General features: G+C 73.2%; 14 protein-coding genes. 9 read left to right on the top strand and 5 right to left on the bottom strand.

Annotated features, from left to right (window positions below; translation table 11 throughout):
• Positions 1 to 32: 32 nt before the first annotated feature.
• Both AB0958_RS06285 and AB0958_RS06280 read left to right on the top strand, forming a co-directional pair.
• Positions 33 to 1,160, top strand: a complete 1,128-nt coding sequence (locus AB0958_RS06285; RefSeq protein WP_366889126.1) for an aminopeptidase P family protein — start codon at positions 33 to 35, stop codon at positions 1,158 to 1,160.
• A gap of 74 nt (positions 1,161 to 1,234) precedes the next feature.
• Positions 1,235 to 2,182, top strand: coding sequence for an aminoglycoside phosphotransferase family protein (locus AB0958_RS06280; RefSeq protein ID WP_366889125.1), 948 nt, complete (start codon positions 1,235 to 1,237; stop codon positions 2,180 to 2,182).
• Positions 2,183 to 2,272: 90 nt separating this feature from the next.
• Here AB0958_RS06280 and treZ read toward each other — a convergent pair whose 3' ends face one another.
• Positions 2,273 to 4,018, bottom strand: a complete 1,746-nt coding sequence (treZ, locus tag AB0958_RS06275) for a malto-oligosyltrehalose trehalohydrolase (protein ID WP_366889124.1) — start codon at positions 4,016 to 4,018, stop codon at positions 2,273 to 2,275.
• A gap of 175 nt (positions 4,019 to 4,193) precedes the next feature.
• Between treZ and AB0958_RS06270 the strand changes: the two genes are divergently transcribed.
• The 3 genes from AB0958_RS06270 to AB0958_RS06260 all read left to right on the top strand — a co-directional run bounded on the left by AB0958_RS06270 (position 4,194) and on the right by AB0958_RS06260 (position 6,642).
• Positions 4,194 to 4,745: a DUF1707 and FHA domain-containing protein gene (locus AB0958_RS06270; protein ID WP_366889123.1), complete on the top strand. Its 552-nt coding sequence runs from the start codon at positions 4,194 to 4,196 to the stop codon at positions 4,743 to 4,745.
• A 119-nt stretch (positions 4,746 to 4,864) separates the two neighbouring features.
• Positions 4,865 to 6,232, top strand: a complete 1,368-nt coding sequence (locus AB0958_RS06265; RefSeq protein ID WP_366889188.1) for a M14 family zinc carboxypeptidase — start codon at positions 4,865 to 4,867, stop codon at positions 6,230 to 6,232.
• Positions 6,229 to 6,642: an SSI family serine proteinase inhibitor gene (locus tag AB0958_RS06260; RefSeq protein WP_366889122.1), complete on the top strand. Its 414-nt coding sequence runs from the start codon at positions 6,229 to 6,231 to the stop codon at positions 6,640 to 6,642. Before AB0958_RS06265 ends, AB0958_RS06260 begins: the two co-directional genes overlap by 4 nt.
• Positions 6,643 to 6,817: 175 nt before the next feature.
• On the opposite strand, the gene AB0958_RS06255 is transcribed toward AB0958_RS06260, so the two are convergent.
• The 3 genes from AB0958_RS06255 to glgX form a co-directional block, all read right to left on the bottom strand.
• On the bottom strand, positions 6,818 to 8,068 hold the full coding sequence (locus tag AB0958_RS06255; protein WP_366889121.1) for a M14 family zinc carboxypeptidase: 1,251 nt from the start codon (positions 8,066 to 8,068) through the stop codon (positions 6,818 to 6,820).
• 284 nt (positions 8,069 to 8,352) lie between these two features.
• Positions 8,353 to 10,698: a malto-oligosyltrehalose synthase gene (treY, locus tag AB0958_RS06250; RefSeq protein ID WP_366889120.1), complete on the bottom strand. Its 2,346-nt coding sequence runs from the start codon at positions 10,696 to 10,698 to the stop codon at positions 8,353 to 8,355.
• Between the two features lie 83 nt (positions 10,699 to 10,781).
• A complete protein-coding gene (gene glgX / locus AB0958_RS06245) occupies positions 10,782 to 12,890 on the bottom strand; it encodes a glycogen debranching protein GlgX (protein WP_358976200.1) in 2,109 nt (702 codons plus the stop codon).
• A gap of 196 nt (positions 12,891 to 13,086) precedes the next feature.
• On the opposite strand from glgX, the gene AB0958_RS06240 reads away from it, so the two are divergent.
• The 4 genes from AB0958_RS06240 to AB0958_RS06225 all read left to right on the top strand — a co-directional run bounded on the left by AB0958_RS06240 (position 13,087) and on the right by AB0958_RS06225 (position 17,455).
• On the top strand, positions 13,087 to 13,902 hold the full coding sequence (locus AB0958_RS06240; protein WP_366889119.1) for a Tat pathway signal sequence domain protein: 816 nt from the start codon (positions 13,087 to 13,089) through the stop codon (positions 13,900 to 13,902).
• Between the two features lie 57 nt (positions 13,903 to 13,959).
• Entirely contained in the window at positions 13,960 to 15,276 is a 1,317-nt protein-coding gene (locus tag AB0958_RS06235) for a copper amine oxidase (RefSeq protein ID WP_366889118.1), read from the top strand.
• Between the two features lie 102 nt (positions 15,277 to 15,378).
• Positions 15,379 to 16,620 carry an SAV2148 family HEPN domain-containing protein gene (locus AB0958_RS06230; protein ID WP_366889117.1) on the top strand — a complete coding sequence of 414 codons (1,242 nt, stop codon included), beginning with the start codon at positions 15,379 to 15,381 and terminating at the stop codon, positions 16,618 to 16,620.
• A 115-nt stretch (positions 16,621 to 16,735) separates the two neighbouring features.
• The gene (locus AB0958_RS06225) at positions 16,736 to 17,455 is read left to right on the top strand and encodes a 3'-5' exonuclease (protein WP_366889116.1); all 720 of its coding nucleotides are present in this window, start codon (positions 16,736 to 16,738) and stop codon (positions 17,453 to 17,455) included.
• Positions 17,456 to 17,552: 97 nt separating this feature from the next.
• Here the strand turns inward: AB0958_RS06225 and AB0958_RS06220 are convergent, their stop codons facing one another.
• A complete protein-coding gene (locus AB0958_RS06220) occupies positions 17,553 to 18,416 on the bottom strand; it encodes an aminoglycoside phosphotransferase family protein (RefSeq protein WP_366889115.1) in 864 nt (287 codons plus the stop codon).
• Positions 18,417 to 18,445: the final 29 nt, after the last annotated feature.

Raw genomic sequence — 18,445 nt, 5'->3', positions numbered from 1 at the left:
ACCGCCCCCTCACCCGCGCAAGGAGGCCCTGGATGACCGGCAGCAAGCCCGCGCCCTTCACCGCCGACGACTACCGGGCCCGCATGACGCGCGCGGCGCACACCGCGGCGGACGCCGGACTCGCCGGCCTCCTGATCGCCCCGGGCCCCGACATGGTGTGGCTCACCGGCTACACCCCCACCGCCGTCACCGAACGGCTCACCCTCCTCGTCCTCACCCCCGGCCGGGAGCCGGTCCTGGTCGTCCCCACCCTGGAGGCCCCGGACGCCGAGAAGGCCGAGGGCGCGCCGGCCCTCACCCTGCGGGACTGGACCGACGGCAAGGACCCCTACGCGGTCACCGCGGACCTGCTCGGCACCACCGGCCGGTTCGGGATCAGCGACAACGCCTGGGCCATGCACCTGCTGGGTCTCCAGAAGACCCTCCCGGGCACCGAGTACGCCTCCCTCACCGACGCGCTGCCCATGCTCCGCGCCGTGAAGGACGCCGCCGAGCTGGAACTCCTCGCGGCCGCCGGAGCCGCCGCCGACGAGACGTTCGAGGAGATCCGCGAGGTTCCCTTCGCCGGCCGCCGCGAGTCCGACGTCGGCCACGACCTCGCCGACCTGCTGCGCCGCTTCGGCCACGAACAGGTCGACTTCACCATCGTCGGCTCGGGTCCCAACGGCGCCAACCCGCACCACGAGGTCGGCGACCGCGTCATCCGCGACGGCGACATGGTCGTCCTCGACTTCGGCGGCCTCAGGGACGGCTACGGCTCCGACACCACCCGCACCGTGCACGTGGGTCCGCCGACCGCGGAGGAACGCGAGGTGCACGACGTCGTACGGGCCGCCCAGGAGGCCGGCTGCCGGGCCGTACGCCCCGGCGTCGCCTGCCAGGAGGTCGACCGGGCCGCCCGCGCGGTCATCACCGACGCCGGGTACGGCGAGTTCTTCATCCACCGCACGGGCCACGGCATCGGCGTCACGACGCACGAGCCGCCGTACATGATCGAGGGCGAGGAGCAACCGCTCGTGCCCGGGATGTGCTTCTCCGTGGAGCCCGGCATCTATCTGCCCGGCCGCTTCGGCGTGCGGATCGAGGACATCGTCACGGTGACCGACGAAGGCGGACGTCGTTTCAACAACACCACCCGCGAGATGGTCGTCGTGGGCTGACCGCCCCGGCACCGGCCCAGGCCCCTGGAGCACCACCTCGCCCCCACCCACCCCGAACGGCAACGGCGCGACCCATGACCCAGGCACCGACTCCCACCGCGGACACCGTCCGCCGACTGGTCCGTTCGCTGCTCAAGGAGAGCGCGGACGCTGCCTCCGGACCCGAGATCCGGCCCGTCGCGGAGGGGGGCGAGCACTCCACCTGGTGGGTCGGCGCCCGCCATGTGCTGCGCCTCGCCCCGGACCGCGACGCCGCCGTGCGCCAACGCCGCGAGCTGCGCCTGCGTGACCTGGTACGCCCGCACCTGCCCGTCGCCGTCCCGGCCAGCGTCGCACACGGCGAGTGGTCGCCGGGACTGACCTACACGCTGGACACCGTGATCCCCGGCGGCACGGCCGAGGAGCACGACGTCTCCGCGGTGGGCGAGGACGATCTGGCCGGGCTGCTCACCGGGCTGCGTGAGGTGCCCGTGCGGCAGGCCGAGACGCTCGGTGTGCCCCGCGCCGCGCCGCGCTCCCTGGAGGCGCTGCGCCGGATGGCCGTGGCCTCCGCGGAACGCCTCACCGCGGCCGACGAGTTCGACCCCGCCCGGCTGCACCAGCTCACCCGGCCCGGCGCGGCCCAGCTCGCCGCACAGCCCGGTACGGCCGTCCTGGCCCACCACGACCTCAAGGGCGAGCACCTGGTGGTCAGCGCCGACGGCAGGGTGCGCGGAGTCCTCGACTGGACCGACACGGCGATCGGTGACCCGGCCGAGGACATCGCCGGCCTCGCCCTCGCGGTCGGCTCCGGCGCGGCCGTCCGTGCGGCCACGCTCGCCGGGTACGGTGCCCGCCCCTGCCTGCGCGGTCTGTGGCTGGCCCGCTGCGACACCGTCATCCGCCTCACCGACCGCCTCGAAGGCCGCGACGACAGCCCCCTGCCGCTGCTGCGCGCCCAGCTCCGGCACGCCTGGGAGACGATCCTCCTGGAACGGGTGACGGAACTGCGCGAGGCCACCGAGCCCGACGAGGAACCGTAGCCCCCCACGCACGACCACCCGCCAAGCCAACCCGCCAAGCCAACCCGCCGGCCCCGCATCCGCGCCCCACAGCCGGGCACGCGGCCGCGTTCACGCCTGTGTCAGCACCACGCAGGACTCGCCCGGTACCCGCAACACCCCGTCGGCGTCCGGTACCGTCACCGGGTCCCACGCGGCCAGGACCTCCACCCGGCCGGTGCCGAGCGGGATGGCGGCCTGCGACGCGCCCAGGTTCACCGCCACCCGTACGTCCCCGCGGCGGAACGCCAGCCAGCGGGCCGCCCCGTCGTACGCCACCTTGGTGTCCGCGAGGTCGGGGTCGGTGAGGTCGGGCTGTTCGTGGCGCAGGGCGATCAGCCTGCGGTACCAGGCCAGTACGCGCGCGTGCGGCTCGCGTCCCGGTTCCGACCAGTCCAGGCAGGACCGTTCCCGCGTCGCCGGGTCCTGCGGATCGGGCACGTCCTCCTCCGCCCAGCCGTGCGTCGCGAACTCCCGGCGCCTGCCCCGTCGTACCGCCTCCGCCAGATCCGGGTCCGTGTGGTCGGTGAAGAACTGCCAGGGGGTGCCGGCCGCCCACTCCTCGCCCATGAACAGCATCGGCGTGAACGGCGCCGTGAGCGTCAGTGTGGCGGCGCAGGCCAGCAGGCCGGGGGAGAGGGACGCCGAGAGCCGGTCGCCCTGGGCGCGGTTGCCGACCTGGTCGTGGGTCTGGGTGTAGCCGAGCAGCCGGTGCCCGGCCACCCGCGCACGGTCCAGCGGACGGCCGTGGTGGCGGCCCCGGAAGCTGGAGTAGGTGCCGTCGTGGAAGTAGCCGCCGGTGAGCGTCTTGGCCAGGGCGGCGAACGGGTCACGTGCGAAGTCGGCGTAGTAGCCCTGCGACTCGCCGGTCAGCGCGGTGTGCAGGGCGTGATGGAAGTCGTCGTTCCACTGCGCGTCGAGGCCGAACCCGTGCTCCGCGCGCGCGGTGATGACCCTGGGGTCGTTCAGATCGGACTCGCCGACGAGGAACAGCGGACGGTCCGACTCGGCCGCGAGGGCCGCCACCGCGGCCGACAGCTCCTCGAGGAAGTGGCACGCGCGCGTGTCGCACAGGGCGTGCACCGCGTCCAGACGCAGCCCGTCGACGCGGTAGTCGCGCAGCCAGGCCAGCGCGCTGCCCACCAGGTACGCGCGTACCTCGTCGGAACCGGGCGCGTCCAGGTTGACCGCCGCGCCCCACGGCGTGTGGTGCGTCTCGGTGAAGTAGGGCCCGAACGCGGGCAGGTAGTTGCCGGACGGCCCGAGGTGGTTGTGCACGACGTCCAGGACGACGCCGAGTCCCAGCGCGTGTGCCCGGTCGACAAACCGTTTCAGTGACTCGGGGCCGCCGTACGGCTCGTGCACCGCCCAGAGGGAGACGCCTTCGTACCCCCAGCCGTGCCGACCGGGGAACGGGCACACCGGCATCAACTCCACGTGGGTGACGCCCAGTTCCACCAGGTGCTCCAGCCGGTCCGCGGCCGCGTCCAGGGTGCCCTCGGGGGTGTAGGTGCCCACGTGCAGCTCGTAGAGCACCGCGCCCGGCAGCCCACGGCCCGGCCAGGCGGCCCGCCACTCGTACCGGCCGTGGTCGACGACCGCGCTGAGCCCGTCCGGCCCGTCCGGCTGGCGGCGCGAGCGCGGGTCGGGCAGCACGGGACCGTCGTCCACCGCGAACCCGTACCGGGTGCCGTCCTCGGCGGCCGCCTCCGCGGCCCACCAGCCGGACCGCCGTGGATCACGCCCCATCGCGCGCGTGGCGCCGTCGCAATGGAGCGTCACCCGGTCTGCCTGCGGTGCCCACACCTCGAACTGCACGGACGGTCCCCTTCGTCTGGCTCATCGTGAGGTAGTCCTCCCATCGTGCCGCGAAAGAGATCAGTCCGCTTTTGAATCGGCCCTTTCCCAGCGGGTGTCGCCGTACGTACGCGCGCGTGACGGCCGTTTTCCCGTTTTCTGGACACCCGGGGTTCACTGACCCAGAATCGGCTGCGTGACGTCGTCCTTCGAGTTCAACACATACCCGGCGCGGCTGTCCGACGCGGAGCGCGACAAGGTGCTGAGCGTGTTGCGGGACGGCGTCGCCATGGGACGGCTGTCGCACGACACCTTCGTGCGCCGCATGGAGCTGGCGCTCGCCGCCCGTCGCGCGGACGAACTCGCCGCGCTCACCGCCGACCTGCCCCAGGAGAGCCGCTTCGCGCGCCTGCTCTTCGGCACCGTCGAGGCCGTCTCCGGCTTCACCGTACGGCTGCGCCGGGCCTGGCAGGCCGAGCGGCTGCCCAAGCTGCTGCTGCCGCACCCGGGCCACGGCCACCCGCTGCGCATCGGCCGGGACCCCGCCAACGGCCTGCGGCTCAACCACGAGACCGTCTCCCGGGTGCACGCCGAACTCCGCCACCAGGGCGGCCTGTGGGTCCTCAGGGACCTCGGCTCCACCAACGGCACGACCGTGAACGGCCGCCGGGTGACCGGCGCCGCCGTCGTGCGCGAGGGCGACCAGGTCGGCTTCGGCCGGATGTGCTTCCGGCTCGCGAGCTCCTGACCCCCTCGTCGTAGGGGTTGGCCGAAAAGTGTTTGTCGGCAGTGGTGTTGACGTACCTCCCGAGTCGTGACTGACTGTGTGTACCCCTTGCACATCATGTGAACCGACGGCACCGCTTTGTGGAGGTGTGTGTCCTGCCGCCCCTCCTCCGCTACCCGTCCGTCGACGAACTGGCCTCCCGGGCGGCCGCGCTGGTCGCCGACCGCCCCCGGGACGCCCGGCTGCGGAGGGTCGGGACCTCCCGCGCGGGCACCCCGATGTGGCTGCTTTCCATCGGTCACGGCGCCCGGCACGCCCTCGTCGTCGCCGGCCCGCACGCCAACGAACCCGTCGGCGGCGCGACCGTGCTGCGCCTCGCCGACCGGGTCCTCGCCGACAACCGGCTCACCGAGGACGCCGACGTCACCTGGAACCTGCTGCTCTGCCTCGACCCGGACGGCTCCCGCCGCAACGAGGGCTGGCTGGCGGGCCCGTACACCCTCGGCCACTACTTCCGGAACTTCTTCCGGCCCGGCTTCCTGGAACAGCCCGAATGGCTTCCCGAGGGGCCGGACGCCGTGGCCCTGCCCGAGACCCGGGTGCTGCTCGGCCTCCAGGACGAACTGCGGCCCTTCCTCCAGTGCTCGCTGCACGGCGTCGACGTCGGCGGCGGCTTCGTCGAGCTGACCCGCGACCTGCCGGGGCTCGCCCAGCGTGTCGCGCACACGGCGACCCGGCTCGGCATCCCCCGGGAACTCGGCGCCTACGACACCCTGTACTGGCCCACCCTGGGTCCTGCCGTCTACCGCGTGCCACCGCCCCGGCGCGGCGACCTGGCCGCCGCCATCACCGAGGCGGCCGTCGAGTCCACCTGGTTCCACCCGCACCGGCACGGCACCGTCACCGCCATCGTCGAGGCACCCATGTGGGGCGTGGCCGCCGTCCAGGACGGCGCGCCGCCCGCCGACCGGGACGCGACGCTGCGCGCCGTCAGCCGGACCCTGCGCCACGACACGGTCCTCCTCGACGCCGTCCTGGCCCGGATCAGGCCCCAGCTGGCCGCGACACCGGACGTGGCCCGGCTGCTCGCGCCGATCGACGACTACCTGCTCGTCGGTCCCGGCCTCGCCCACGCCTGGGACCCCGGCACCGACGCCCGCAGCGCCCGGCCGTTGCCCCCGCTCAGCACCGCCCACCTGGCCGCCCTGCGCATCGCGGGGCGCCGGCTGGCCCTGCGCACCGCCGGGCTGCTGCACCGGCTGCTGCGCGGCGCGGGGCGGGACCCGGCCGGCGCCCTGCCCGACCTGGACCGGCTGATCGACACCTGGTGCGCGGACTACCAGGACAACCTGGGCGCCCGGTGGATCCCGGTCGCACGCCAGGCCGAGTACCAGACCCGGGTGGTCCTGAGCGCGTTCGAACTGGCGCACCGCCACGCGCGCGTGGCCGCTCGTTCGGGTGAGCCGGGCTGGGGGAGCGAGTCCGTCCTGCCGATGCACGGGGAATGACCCGTCTCAGCAAAGCGACAGCGACCTGCGGTGCCCTGCTGGTGTCCGCCGCCCTGCTCGCCGCCGCCCCCGCCCAGGCCGTCGCACCGCGCCCCACGGGCGGCGGCGACTACCTGTACCTGACCGTCACCCGGGGCGACGCGGCCTCCGCCACGCGCGGTGCGCTGCTCCTGTGCGACCCGCCCCAGGGGTACGCACGCGCGGCCGACGCCTGTGCCGCACTGGACTCGGTGGGCGGTGACATCGCGCGTCTCGCCCCGGTCAAGGGCGCGATGTGCCCGATGGTCTACGCACCGGTGACCGCCCAGGCGCGCGGAGAGTGGAACGGCCGGCCGATCGAGTACCGGGAGAGGTTCTCCAACGGCTGCGTGCTGGCGTCCCGCACGGGGCCGGTCTTCGCCCTTGACTGAGCCCTGGACTGAGCCCACCCGGTCGGCCCGGCCGGCCTGACCCGCCCGCTCTGCCCGGCCGGCCCGACCCGCCCGCTCTGCCCGGCCGGCCTGACCCGCCCGCTCTGCCCGGCCGGCCCGACCCGCCCGCTCTGCCCGGCCGGCCTGACCGGTCCGAGCCGCCGGGCCCCTGGTGTCACGCCGCCTGCTCGCGTGCGTGCTGCGCGGCCGCCAGCACCGTCCGGGACTGGTGCTCCACCTGGCGCTCCAACGGCACCCAGCGGGCCTGGAAACGCACCGCGTACGCGTCGCACCAGGAGGCCACCAGCTCCTCCAGGGGCGGCGCCGCGCGGTCGTCCGCCTCCCGCAGCACCCGCAGCAGCATGGACGCCGCCCGTAGCGGCAGCCGCCGCCCGAAGGCGTCCACGCTGCCGATGTACGCCCTGGTGGTGTCGATCGGCGGCCGCAGGATCCAGTCCTGCGCCAGCCCGGGGATGAGCCCCAGTACCCACCGGGCCGCCCGCAGCAGCGGCCCGTCCGGGCCGTCCAGCCGCGGCAGCGCCTCGGCGAGCACCCGCTCCACCTCCCGCGAGTCCCGCAGCAACCGCCGTGCCAGCCGCCGCATCGCCGCCGCCGGCGCCGGGTGCGGCGCCGGGTCGTCGACCAGGTCGCTCGCCCACATCGGCACCTCCACCACCGCCGTCAGACCGCCGTAGCGGTGCGCGTGGTACCAGGTGCTGTGCCGTGCGTCGTCCGGCATGCTCGGGTACGCCAGCCCCGCCCCGGGTTCCGGCATCACCCGCACGCCGGGCCCGGAGGCCGGCCAGCCCGCGGCGTCCGAGGCACCCGTCTCCACCGGGATGTGCAGCTCCGCGGCGGACTTGGCGAACGGCTCGGCGAGCCCCGGTACGTCCCTCGTCAGCTGCACCCAGCTGCCGCCCAGATCGGTGCCGTGCAGGGACACCTGGAGGTAGGGGCGCAGCTCGTCGATCACCCCGAGCAGGGCCACGGTCTCGGGCGGCAGGCGGTCGGGCGGCAGCACCGAAGGCGACCACTCCGGCTGCTCGGGACCCGACGGCCGGTAGAAGCCGAGGTGGTAGTCGAACAGGCTGCGCGGCGCCGGAGTGACGTGGAGACTCGCGCCGTCCGGGTCCGCGCACAGCAGGAAGTGCCAGGAGGTCTCGGTCCGCAGCCCGCGTTCGTTCAGCACCCGCTCGGCCAGTGCCTGGAGCGTGCCGCCCCCGGTCGGCTCGTTGGCGTGGGCGCCCGCGACCACCAGCACGGCCCGCGGGGCGTGTCCCACGGAGAGCAGGTGCAGCGGTCTGCCCGCACGGGAGACGCCGATCTGCCGCAACCTGCACAGGCCGGGCCGCAGAGCGGCCAGTGCCCGGGCGGTCGCGACCAGTTCGGGAACGCTGGGGTAACGCAGCTCCGGCAGGAGACTCACCCCCGTCTTGTCCGCCCTGCTTCGCTTTTCCCAGTCCCCCACGGGATAGGTGAACTGTCAAGAACCTCCCCGGGGAGGCTCCGGGGGGCGCCCGAAGGCATGTCCGGTGGTCTCTCCGGGCCGTCGTCGCGGGCAGGCTCGCGGAGCGCGGCCGGGGCGCGGACGGGCTCCGCGCGCCCAGCCTCGACGCGAGCCGCGCGCCACCGGCGCGAGCAACACCTCAAGCATGCTTCAAATTCACTCTTACGGATGGATTCTTGCGGGTGAATTCATGGGCGTGTGCCTCAGTCGTCCACGCGCTCCAGCAGCGCCACCGGCAGTCCTTCGAACAAGTCGGCCACGCGCGCGTGCCCCGTGAACTCCCGGCCCGGCGCCAGCACGTCGGCCCACCGGCCCGGCGGCAGCGGCAGGACCGTGTCCCGCCAGCCGCCCGCCGCGGCCAGCCGGAGCGACAGCCGGGTCACCGCCGTGACCACCGCACCGGAGCGCGCGAACGCCACACAGTGCGCCGCCGCCGGGCCCTCGGCCGCCAACGTGGTGTACGTCGCCGCGTCGCCGAAGACGTCCGGCCGCCGCGCCCGCAGCCGCAGCGCCGCCGCCGTCACCGCGTCCTTCTCGCCCGGACCGGCGGGCGGGAACGCCACCGGACGACGGTTGTCCGGGTCCACCAGCGCCCGGAACTCGCCCTCCGTGCCCTGATAGACGTCCGGCACCCCCGGCATCGTCAGGTGGACCAGCGCCGTGCCGAGCACGTTCGCCCGGACCGGCTCGGCCAGCGACGCGCGGAAGGCCGCCACCCGCCCGCCCGGCGCCCCGCACGGCCCCGCCGCGACGAACGAGTCCACCGCCTCCTCGTACGACGGCTCCTGCTCCGTCCAGCTCGTGTGCAGGCCGGCCTCGCGCACATGCTTCAGCAACGCCCCCCGCACCCGCTCCGGGGCGGCCGGACCGAGTCCGAACACCGTCTGCCAGGCGGCCCAGGCCAGCTGTGCGTCCGGCGCGCCCCCGTCCTCCGCGGTCACCTCGGCGAGCACGTCCGCCCAGCGCTCCGGACACTCCGTCAGCACCGCCAGTGCCGCGCGCACGTCGGCGCTGCGCTTGGTGTCGTGCGTCGTCACCACCGTCCCGGTGAGCGGCCAGTCGCGCTGCACGCGCGCGCAGTACGCGTGGAAGGCGTCGGGGGAGACGCCCGGACGGCCCGGGTCGCCGCCCACCTCGTTCGCCGCCGGCAGCGGCACGTAGCGGTAGAACGCCGTGTCCTCCACGGACTTGGCGCGCAACGCCGAGGCGGTCTGCGCGAACCGCGTACGCAGCTCGTCGGAGCCCGGCGCGTCCCCGGCCACCAGCAGTCGGCGCACCACGTCCACCGCGCCGCCCTCCTCGGGCACCAGGAACTCCCGCCGGGCCTCCTCGGCGGCCTGCTCCGTGACCACGGCGGCCGCGTCGGCGGCGCCGTACGGCCGGTACACGCGCAGCCGTACCAGCAGCTCCTGGAGGGCCGTGCGCAGCGCCCACGGCGCCCGGTCGCGCAGCGCGGGGTCCGGCGACGCCGCGCACACCCGCGTGGCCACCCGCGTCAGCCGCTCCGTCTCGGTGGCCAGCTCATGGGTGACCACCTGGTACGCCGCCCGCCGGACCGTCGCCTCCCAGTCGCCGCCGCGGTCGCTCGCCGGGGCCGCGAACCGCCGGTAGTGGCCGAGGAGTTCACCAGCCCCCGAGGGGTCCGTGAACAGGCCGTCCACGTGCCGCAGCGCGTCGTACCCGGTGGTCCCGGCGACCGGCCAGGCGGCCGGCAGGTGCTCGCCGTCGGCCAGGATCTTCTCCACCACCGTCCAGCGCCCGCCGGTCGCCTCGTGCAGCCGGGCGAGATAGCCGGTGGGGTCGGCGAGCCCGTCGGGGTGGTCGATCCGCAGCCCGTCCAGCACGCCCTCGTGCAGCAGCTGGAGGATCTTGGCGTGGGTGGCGTCGAACACCTCGGGGTCCTCCACCCGCACCCCGATCAGCTCCGAGATGCTGAAGAACCGCCGGTAGTTCAGCTCCGTCCGGGCCAGCCGCCACCACACCGGGCGGTACCACTGGGCGTCCAGCAGTTCCGGCAGCGGAAGACCGGCGGTGCCCTCGCGGAGCGGGAAGGCGTGCTCGTGGTAGCGCAGCACCTCACCGTCGACCGCGAGCTGCCCGAGCACCTCGCCGACCGGCGCGCCGAGCACCGGTAGCAGCAGCTGTCCGCCCTGCGCCTCCCAGTCGACGTCGAACCAGCGCGCGTACGGCGACTTCGGGCCCTCCCGCAGCACCTCCCACAGGGCGTGGTTGTGCCGGGGCGACATGGCCATGTGGTTCGGCACGATGTCCACGACGAGACCGAGACCGTGCGCCCGCGCGGTGCCCGAGAGCGCCCGGAGCCCGTCCTCGCCGCCGAGCTCCTCGCGCACGCGCGCGTGGTCGACGACGTCGTAGCCGTGCGTGGAGCCGGGGACGGCCTCCAGGACGGGGGAGAGATGGAGGTGGGAGACACCGAGCGAGGCGAGGTAGGGCACCGCGGCCTCGGCGGCCGAGAAGGGGAAGTCGGGCTGGAGCTGGAGCCGGTAGGTGGAGGTCGGCACGGCGGGGGCGGTTCGCTCGGCTGTCATGCGGACGTATGTACCCGTCTCGTCGGGATTCGTGTCACGGTGCGGTTCGGTGGGGTCCGGTCGTGCCTGCGTGGCGCACATGCCTACGCCGGCCTCTTCAGGACGGTCAGGCTCCGCTCCACCAGCGTCAGCTTCGCCCCCGCGTCCACCTCCCGCCCCGGCGGCACCCCCTCGGCCGACGCCGTGTCGACCACCACCTCCCACTGCCGTCCGTGGTTCACCGGCACCACGAACTCCAGCGGCTCCGGGGACGCGTTGAACATCAGCAGGAACGAGTCGTCGGCGATCCGCTCCCCGCGCGCCCCCGGTTCCGAGATCGCGTTGCCGTTGAGGAACACCGTCAGGGCCGAGGCCTGCGCCGAGTCCCAGTCCTGCTGGGTCATCTCATGGCCCTCGGGGGTGAACCAGGCGATGTCGGAGAGCTCGTCGTGGGTGCCCTCCACCGGCCGGCCGTGGAAGAAGCGGCGGCGCCGGAAGACCGGGTGCTCCTTGCGCAGCCGCGCCATGGCGCGCGTGAAGGCCAGCAGCCCGGTGTCGTCCTCGGGAGCCGGCCAGTCCACCCAGGACAGCTCGTTGTCCTGGCAGTACGCGTTGTTGTTGCCCTGCTGGGTACGCGCGAACTCGTCGCCGTGACCGATCATCGGCACGCCCTGGGACAGCATCAGCGTGGCGATGAAGTTGCGCATCTGCCGCGCGCGCAGTTCCAGGACGCCGGGGTCGTCGGTGTGCCCCTCGACCCCGCAGTTCCACGAGCGGTTGTGGCTCTCGCCGTCCCGGTTGTCCTCGCCGTTGGCCTCGTTGTGCTTCTCGTTGTACGCCACCAGGTCGTGCAGGGTGAAGCCGTCGTGGCAGGTCACGAAGTTGATGGAGGCCAGCGGTCGGCGGCCGTCGTCCTGGTAGAGGTCGGAGGAGCCGGTCAGCCGGGACGCGAACTCCGCGAGCGCGCGCGGCTCGCCGCGCCACAGGTCGCGCACGGTGTCGCGGTACTTGCCGTTCCACTCGGTCCACAGCGGCGGGAAGTTGCCCACCTGGTAGCCGCCCTCGCCCACGTCCCAGGGCTCGGCGATCAGCTTCACCTGGGAGACCACCGGGTCCTGCTGCACGAGGTCGAAGAACGACGACAGTCGGTCCACCTCGTGGAACTGCCGTGCGAGGGTCGCCGCGAGGTCGAAGCGGAAGCCGTCGACGTGCATCTCGGTCACCCAGTACCGCAGCGAGTCCATGATCATCTGGAGCACGTGCGGGGACCGCATCAGCAGCGAGTTCCCGGTGCCGGTGGTGTCCATGTAGTAGCGCGGATCGTCGGTCAGCCGGTAGTACGACGGGTTGTCCAGACCCTTGAAGGACAGCGTCGGACCCAGGTGGTTGCCCTCGGCGGTGTGGTTGTAGACCACGTCCAGGATCACCTCGATCCCGGCCTCGTGCAGCGCCCGGACCGCCGACTTGAACTCCAGCACCTGCTGGCCGCGGTCGCCCCAGGAGGCGTACGCGTTGTGCGGGGCGAAGAAGCCGATGGTGTTGTAGCCCCAGTAGTTGTTCAGGCCCATGTCGACCAGCCGGTGGTCGTTCACGAACTGGTGGACCGGCATCAGCTCCAGCGCGGTCACCCCCAGCTCCACCAGGTGCTCGATCAGCGCCGGGTGCGCGAGACCCGCGTAGGTGCCGCGCAGTTCCTCGGGCAGGCCCGGGTGGCGCATGGTCAGGCCCTTCACGTGGGCCTCGTAGATCACCGTGTGGTGGTACTCGGTGCGTGGCCGGCGGTCGTCGCCCCAGTCGAAGTACGGGTTGATCACCACCGACGTCATGGTGTGCGGCGCGGAGTCCAGGTCGTTGCGCTTGTCGGGATCGTCGAAGTGGTAGCCGTACACCTCCTCGCCCCAGCGCACCGACCCGCTGACCGCCTTCGCGTACGGGTCGAGCAGCAGCTTCGCCGAGTTGCAGCGCAGCCCGCGCCCGGGGTCGTACGGGCCGTGCACCCTGAAGCCGTAGCGCTGGCCGGGCATCACGCCCGGCAGGTACGCGTGCCGTACGAAGGCGTCGCTCTCGCGCAGCTCCACGGCCGTCTCGGAGCCGTCGTCGTGCAGCAGACACAGCTCCACTCGGTCCGCGGTCTCGGTGAACACCGCGAAGTTGGTCCCGGCGCCGTCGTACGTCGCGCCGAGCGGATATGCCTCTCCAGGCCAGACCTGCATGAAGTCGACTCTTCCAGGTGTGCGTTACGCCCGAGGGCGCCTTGGTCATGAGTCTGCCCGAAAGTAATGGAACCCCTCCTGTCTTACGCCCCTCTTACCCCGCGACCAGTGCACACAGCGCCCCGTGGGGCGAAGTGTGCCGAACCAGTGGGGCAGACACGTACTCCCGATGACCAAGGGGGAGTAGGGGGAAGATGTGCGCAAAATAGTGCACCGCCATCTGGGCAAGGTGGTGGCCGGTGCGGGACTGGCGGTGGCGGGGACCGCCGTGATGGTCGGGATCACCCTGCCGGGGACGGCGGGGGCGGACGAACCGCAGGGGCGTGACGGGACCGGGGCGGTCGCCGCGCGGCAGGCGGGCCAGGGGCAGGACGCCGTCAAGGGCGGCGTGGTGGAACAGGCGCCCGCCGAGGGCGCGAAGGGCACGGGCAGTGACCCGCTGACCGACGACGAGACCCGGCGCGTCGAACAGCTCGCCCTGAGCCGGCAGATGGTCGACGCCGGCGAGAACGTCGAGGGCCGCCGCGGCCCGCAGCGGCTCAGCGTCGACCTCGCCGAGCCGGACGCGGACGAACTGGACAGCGCGAACGCACCGCGCCGCGCGGACGTCACGTTCTACGACTACCGCGACGACAGCCTCGTCACCCGGACCGTCGACCTCGCCAGCGGCAAGGTCGAGCGGACCACCACCCGGCGGGGCGTCCAGCCGCCGCTCAGCCACGACGAGAACGTCGAAGCCCTCAGGCTGCTGATCGCCGACCCGCTCGGCGCCGGCCTGAAGGCGGACTTCAAGGACGCCACCGGTCAGCAGCTGACCGACCCCGAGCGGCAGCTGCTGCTCAACAGCGCGGTCTACCGCGCCGTCCCCGGCGCCCAGCCGGCCGCGCTCGACACGTGCGGCGCACACCGCTGCGTGCGGCTCTTCCCGAAGGTGAAGAACGGGCCGTGGATCGACGCCAGGTCGTTCATCGTCGACCTGAGCGCGCGCAAGGTCGTGAAGCTCGGCCGCTGAGCCCGGCTCCCCGTTCACCCTCCACTCGGCATCTCCCGTACCAGGAGTCACCTCGTCATGCACCCGAACAGAATCCGCCGTGCCCGCAGGACGGCCGCCGTGGGCCTGTCCGCCGCCGCGCTGGCGGCCGGCGCCACCACGGCGGCCGGACCGGCCGTCGCCCAGCCCAGGGCGGCCGCGGCGGCCGCCGCCGACTGCTCCGCCGCCTACCGCATCGAGCAGAAGCTCTCCACCGGCACCACCTGGCGGATGTGCTGGCGCTACGACAGCAAGGCCGGCCTGGTCCTGGAGCACATCTCCTACCAGCCCAAGGGCGAGGCCGCCCCCATCAAGGTCCTCTCCAGCGCGCGACTCGCCCAGATCGACGTCCCCTACGACGACGGCAGCGTCGAGTACGACGACCTGACCGGCTTCGGCTTCGCCCAGGGCCTGATGCCGCTGGATCCGGCCGAGTGCCCCGGCGGCACCATCAGGACCGTCAAGGTGCCCGACGCGTGGGACCCGGCGCACCCGAACGTCGACGGACTGTGCACCACCACCCGTTCCCGGGGCCACGCGTACCGGATGCAGGCCGACACCGGCAACCGGGTGTACCAGCAGCAGGGCAAGGACCTGCTGGTCTACAGCGTCAACAAGGTCGGCTGGTACGAGTACATGACCGAGTGGCGCTTCCAGGACGACGGCACGATCAACATGAACGTCGGTGCCACCGGCAGCCTCTCGCCGGGCGACTACGACGCCGGTGACGGCCGCGGCTGGCCGATCGGCAAGGGCGCCCACGCCTACGCCACCAGCCACAGCCACAACGTGTTCTGGAAGCTGGACTTCGACCTCGACGGCTCCTCCAAGAGCCGTGTCGAACAGTACGACTCGGTGGTCAGCGCACCGGCGCGCGGACAGGAGGCGCCGACCAACCGGACCACCCGCACCAGCGTCACCAAGGAACTCGCCGGCGACTCCAAGAACATGCGCTGGTGGCGCGTGGTCAGCACGGCCGGCAAGAACAAGGACGGCCACGCCCGTTCGTACGAGATCGTCCAGGGCGCCACCAACAAGTACCCGGGTCACGGTTTCACCAAGCACGACGTCTACTTCACCCAGTACGACGCGTGCGAGCAGTTCGCCAGCAACAACCCGGGCTGCGCGAACGGCCACCCCAAGAACGTCGACCAGTGGGTCGACGGGCAGACCCTCACCAACCCCGTGGTCTGGGTGAACGTCGGTTTCCACCACATCGCGCGCGACGAGGACCAGCAGCCGATGCCGGTCCACTGGCAGGGCTTCGCCATCGCCCCGCGGGACGTCACCGCTATGAATCCGCTCACGCCGGCCGCCCTCGCCGATCAGAACGGTCAGCCCGGAAACGGTAGTTGAGAAACGACCTGTCCATCCGGCTGCACCGCCGACCACTCCCGGAGTACCCTTCCTTGATCGTTGGCATGGGGAGAGCTCGGGGGAGCGGAAGGCGGTGCACGGGTGGGCTCGGGAGGCCTGGAGCTGCCCCCTGGTGACGAGGGTCACGAGGGGAACTCCACAGACGTCCCGCCCGGCGCGGTGTCCCTGGCCCGGCCGATGGACGCCACGGGTTCCATCGGCCCGGAGCTGGAGTGGGACGCCGACGCCTGGCTCGAGGTGCGTACGCGCGCCCAGCGGGCGGGCCGGGCCTACGTCTGGCTGAACCTCGTCGAACAGCGGATGCGCGCCGTCGTGGCCGCCGTGCTGCGGCCCGTCTACGAACCCGTCCACGGCGACGAGTGGGTGGTCGCCGCGGCCGGTCCGGCCGGCCAGGAGTGGGTCCAGCGGGCGGTCGCGGTCCGCGAGGTCAGCCGCCGCAAGGGCTACCTGCTCGACCCCGCCGACGACAACGTGCTCAGCTTCCTCACCCTGCCGCAGCTGCGCGAGCTGATGGTGCAGCACTGGCCCTGCTTCGAGCCCTACTTCGACGAGCGCCGGGACGTCGAACTCGCCCTCGACGAGCTGGAAGTGACGCGGAACGTCGTCTCCCGCAACCGCGCCCTGTCGGGTGCCGTCCTCGACCAGGCCGAACGCGCCTCCGCCCGGCTCCTGGAGATGCTCGGCGCCGGCGGCGACGTGCCCTCCGCGCGCCGGCTGCCGGTGGACGCGGTCGAGGACCTCGTCGGCGACCGGTACGCCGACGTCGTCGCGGTCCATCCCGACCGGGTGCGCCTGATGCGCCAGTTCCCGGCCGAGGACCTCTTCGGCGCGGCCCGCCGGCTGGACGCCACCGGCATCGGCCTCAACCTGCTCGTGCAGAACTTCTCCGGCCGCCGCCTGGTCCGCCTCGCGGAGACCGGCTGCCGGATCCGCCTGCTCTTCCTCAACCCGGCCTCCAGCGCCGTCAAGCGCCGCGAGCGAGAACTGGGGATGAAGCGGGGCGAACTGGCCCGCTCGGTCGAGATGAACATCCTCCACATGCGCCGGGTCCGCTCCCGGCTGCGCGACCCCGGCGCCTTCGAGATCCAGGTGTACGACGACACGCCCCGGTTCTCCGCCTACCTGGTGGACGGCGACGGCGCCGACGGCATCGCGATCATCCAGTCCTACCTGCGCGGCGCCCGCGGGATGGAGTCGCCGGTGCTGGTACTGCGCAACGGTAACAAGGTGGTCAAGTCGGACGACCCGGTGGAAACGGGTCTCTTCCCCACGTACCGCGAGGAGTTCGAGATGGCTTGGGCGGATTCGCGTCCGGTGTCCTGACGGCGGTGCGAGGGAGATCCGCGCCGGTAAGCGGAACGCGGTCCTCTGATTGTCAGTGGCGCATGCGAGGGTGGAGACCACTGGGGGAAAGCACCACCAAGAAGGGGGGCCGCCGATGGGCTGGCACCAGGAGCTCCTGATCGGCTTCGACCTGGAGACGACGGGTACCGATCCACGCGAGGCGCGGATCGTCACGGGGGCCGTGATCGAGGTCCGGGCCGGGCAGGAACTGGGCCGCCGGGAATGGCTGGCGGATCCGGGCGTGGAGATCCCGGCGGACGCGGTGGCGGTGCACGGCATCAGCAACGAACGCGCGACGGCCGAGGGCAGACCGGCCGACCAGGTCGCCGACGCCCTCGCGAACGTCCTCACCGGCTACTGGAAGACGGGCGTCCCGGTCGTCGCCTACAACGCGACCTTCGACCTCACCCTGCTCTCGGCGGAACTGCGCCGGCACGGACTGCCGTCCCTCAGCGACCGCCTCGGCGGCCTCGACCCCGCACCGGTCGTCGACCCCTACACCATCGACCGCTGGGTGGACCGCTACCGCCGCGGCAAGCGCAACCTGGAAGCGGTCTGCGCCGAGTACGGCATCACCCTCACCGCCGCGCACAACGCCTGCGCCGACGCGCTCGCCGCGGCGCGCCTGGCCGGTGCGATAGCCGAGCGCCACCCGAAGATCGCGGCGCTGGGGCCGGTGGAGCTGCACCGGCGTCAGGTGGACTGGTACGCGCAGTGGGCGGCGGATTTCCAGCAGTTCCTGCGCCGCAAGGGGGACGCGGACGCGGTGGTGGACGGGGCGTGGCCCCTGCGGGAGCTGGCCGACGTCGTGTGAGTGACGGGCCGGTTACGTGGTTCGTCGGCCGCGGGCCGGTGGGGGCTGGGCGCGCAGTTCCCCGCGCCCCTTCGGGGCGCTCCTCAAAAGGCGCTCCTCAAAAGGGGTACCAGCGCACCGACTCGTCGCCCTCCCGTAGCGACGCCACCCGGCGTTCGAACTCTGCCAGCGCTTTCGGGTTGGTCGGGGCGTGCTGGGCGACCCACGCGCAGCTGGCCGTCTCCCGGGCTCCGCGGAGCACCGAGCACCCCTCCCACTCCCGCACGTCCCAGCCGTAGGTCTCGGTGAAGGAGTCGTAGGCCGCGGTCGGCAGACCGTACCGGTCCCGCGACAGCACCATCACCACGAGGTCGTGCTCGCGCAGGTCCGAGGAGAAGGTCTCCAGGTCGACCAGGACCGGGCCGTCCGGCCCGACGTGCACATTGCGCGGCAGCGCGTCCCCGTGGATCGGGCCCGGCGTCAGACGCGGCGTCAGCGCGGCCGCGGCCGCCGCGAAACCGTCCCGGCGCTCCCGGAGGTACGCCGCGTCGGCGGGGTCGATCGCGTCGCCGGCGAGCCGCAGCCAGCGCTCCACTCCGCCCAGCAGCTCGCGGGGCGGCAGCCCGAAAGGAGGCGAGGGCAGTGCGTGCACGGTCCGCAGCAGTTCGGCAAGATCGCGCGGTTCGGCCGGCCGTACCGGATCCGGCAGCCGGTGCCACACCGTCACCGGGTGGCCCTCGAAGAGCCGTGCCTTCGGCTCGGCGGCCCGTACGGCCGGCACCCCGGCCTCCGCCAGCCAGCCGGCGATCTCCAGCTCGCGCCGGGCCCGGTCCAGCAGCTCGGCGTCCCGGCCGACCTTCACCACCAGGTCCCCGGCGCCGAACACCGCGTTCTCGCCCAGGGCCAGGAGCGAGGCACCGGCCGCCGCACCGGGCAGAACGTCCGCAGCGGCCAGCACGTCCCGCGCCCTTGCCTCGTCCACCGTCCGCCTCCCGTGCCCGCTGCCCGCGC

The sequence above is a fragment of the Streptomyces sp. NPDC006655 genome, from assembly GCF_040703965.1.
In the GTDB taxonomy this organism is placed as follows: Bacteria; Actinomycetota; Actinomycetes; order Streptomycetales; family Streptomycetaceae; genus Streptomyces.
The sequence above is the reverse complement of the archived record's forward strand: the minus strand, read 5'-3'. Positions and strand labels throughout refer to the sequence as shown.

Coding starts and splice junctions, on each gene's coding strand:
- AB0958_RS06225 (WP_366889116.1), top strand. CDS start 16,736: ATGGGCTGGCACCAGGAGCTCCTGATCGGCTTCGACCTGGAGACGACG.
- AB0958_RS06235 (WP_366889118.1), top strand. CDS start 13,960: ATGCACCCGAACAGAATCCGCCGTGCCCGCAGGACGGCCGCCGTGGGC.
- AB0958_RS06280 (WP_366889125.1), top strand. CDS start 1,235: ATGACCCAGGCACCGACTCCCACCGCGGACACCGTCCGCCGACTGGTC.
- AB0958_RS06285 (WP_366889126.1), top strand. CDS start 33: ATGACCGGCAGCAAGCCCGCGCCCTTCACCGCCGACGACTACCGGGCC.
- AB0958_RS06260 (WP_366889122.1), top strand. CDS start 6,229: ATGACCCGTCTCAGCAAAGCGACAGCGACCTGCGGTGCCCTGCTGGTG.
- glgX (WP_358976200.1), bottom strand. CDS start 12,890: ATGCAGGTCTGGCCTGGAGAGGCATATCCGCTCGGCGCGACGTACGAC.
- treY (WP_366889120.1), bottom strand. CDS start 10,698: ATGACAGCCGAGCGAACCGCCCCCGCCGTGCCGACCTCCACCTACCGG.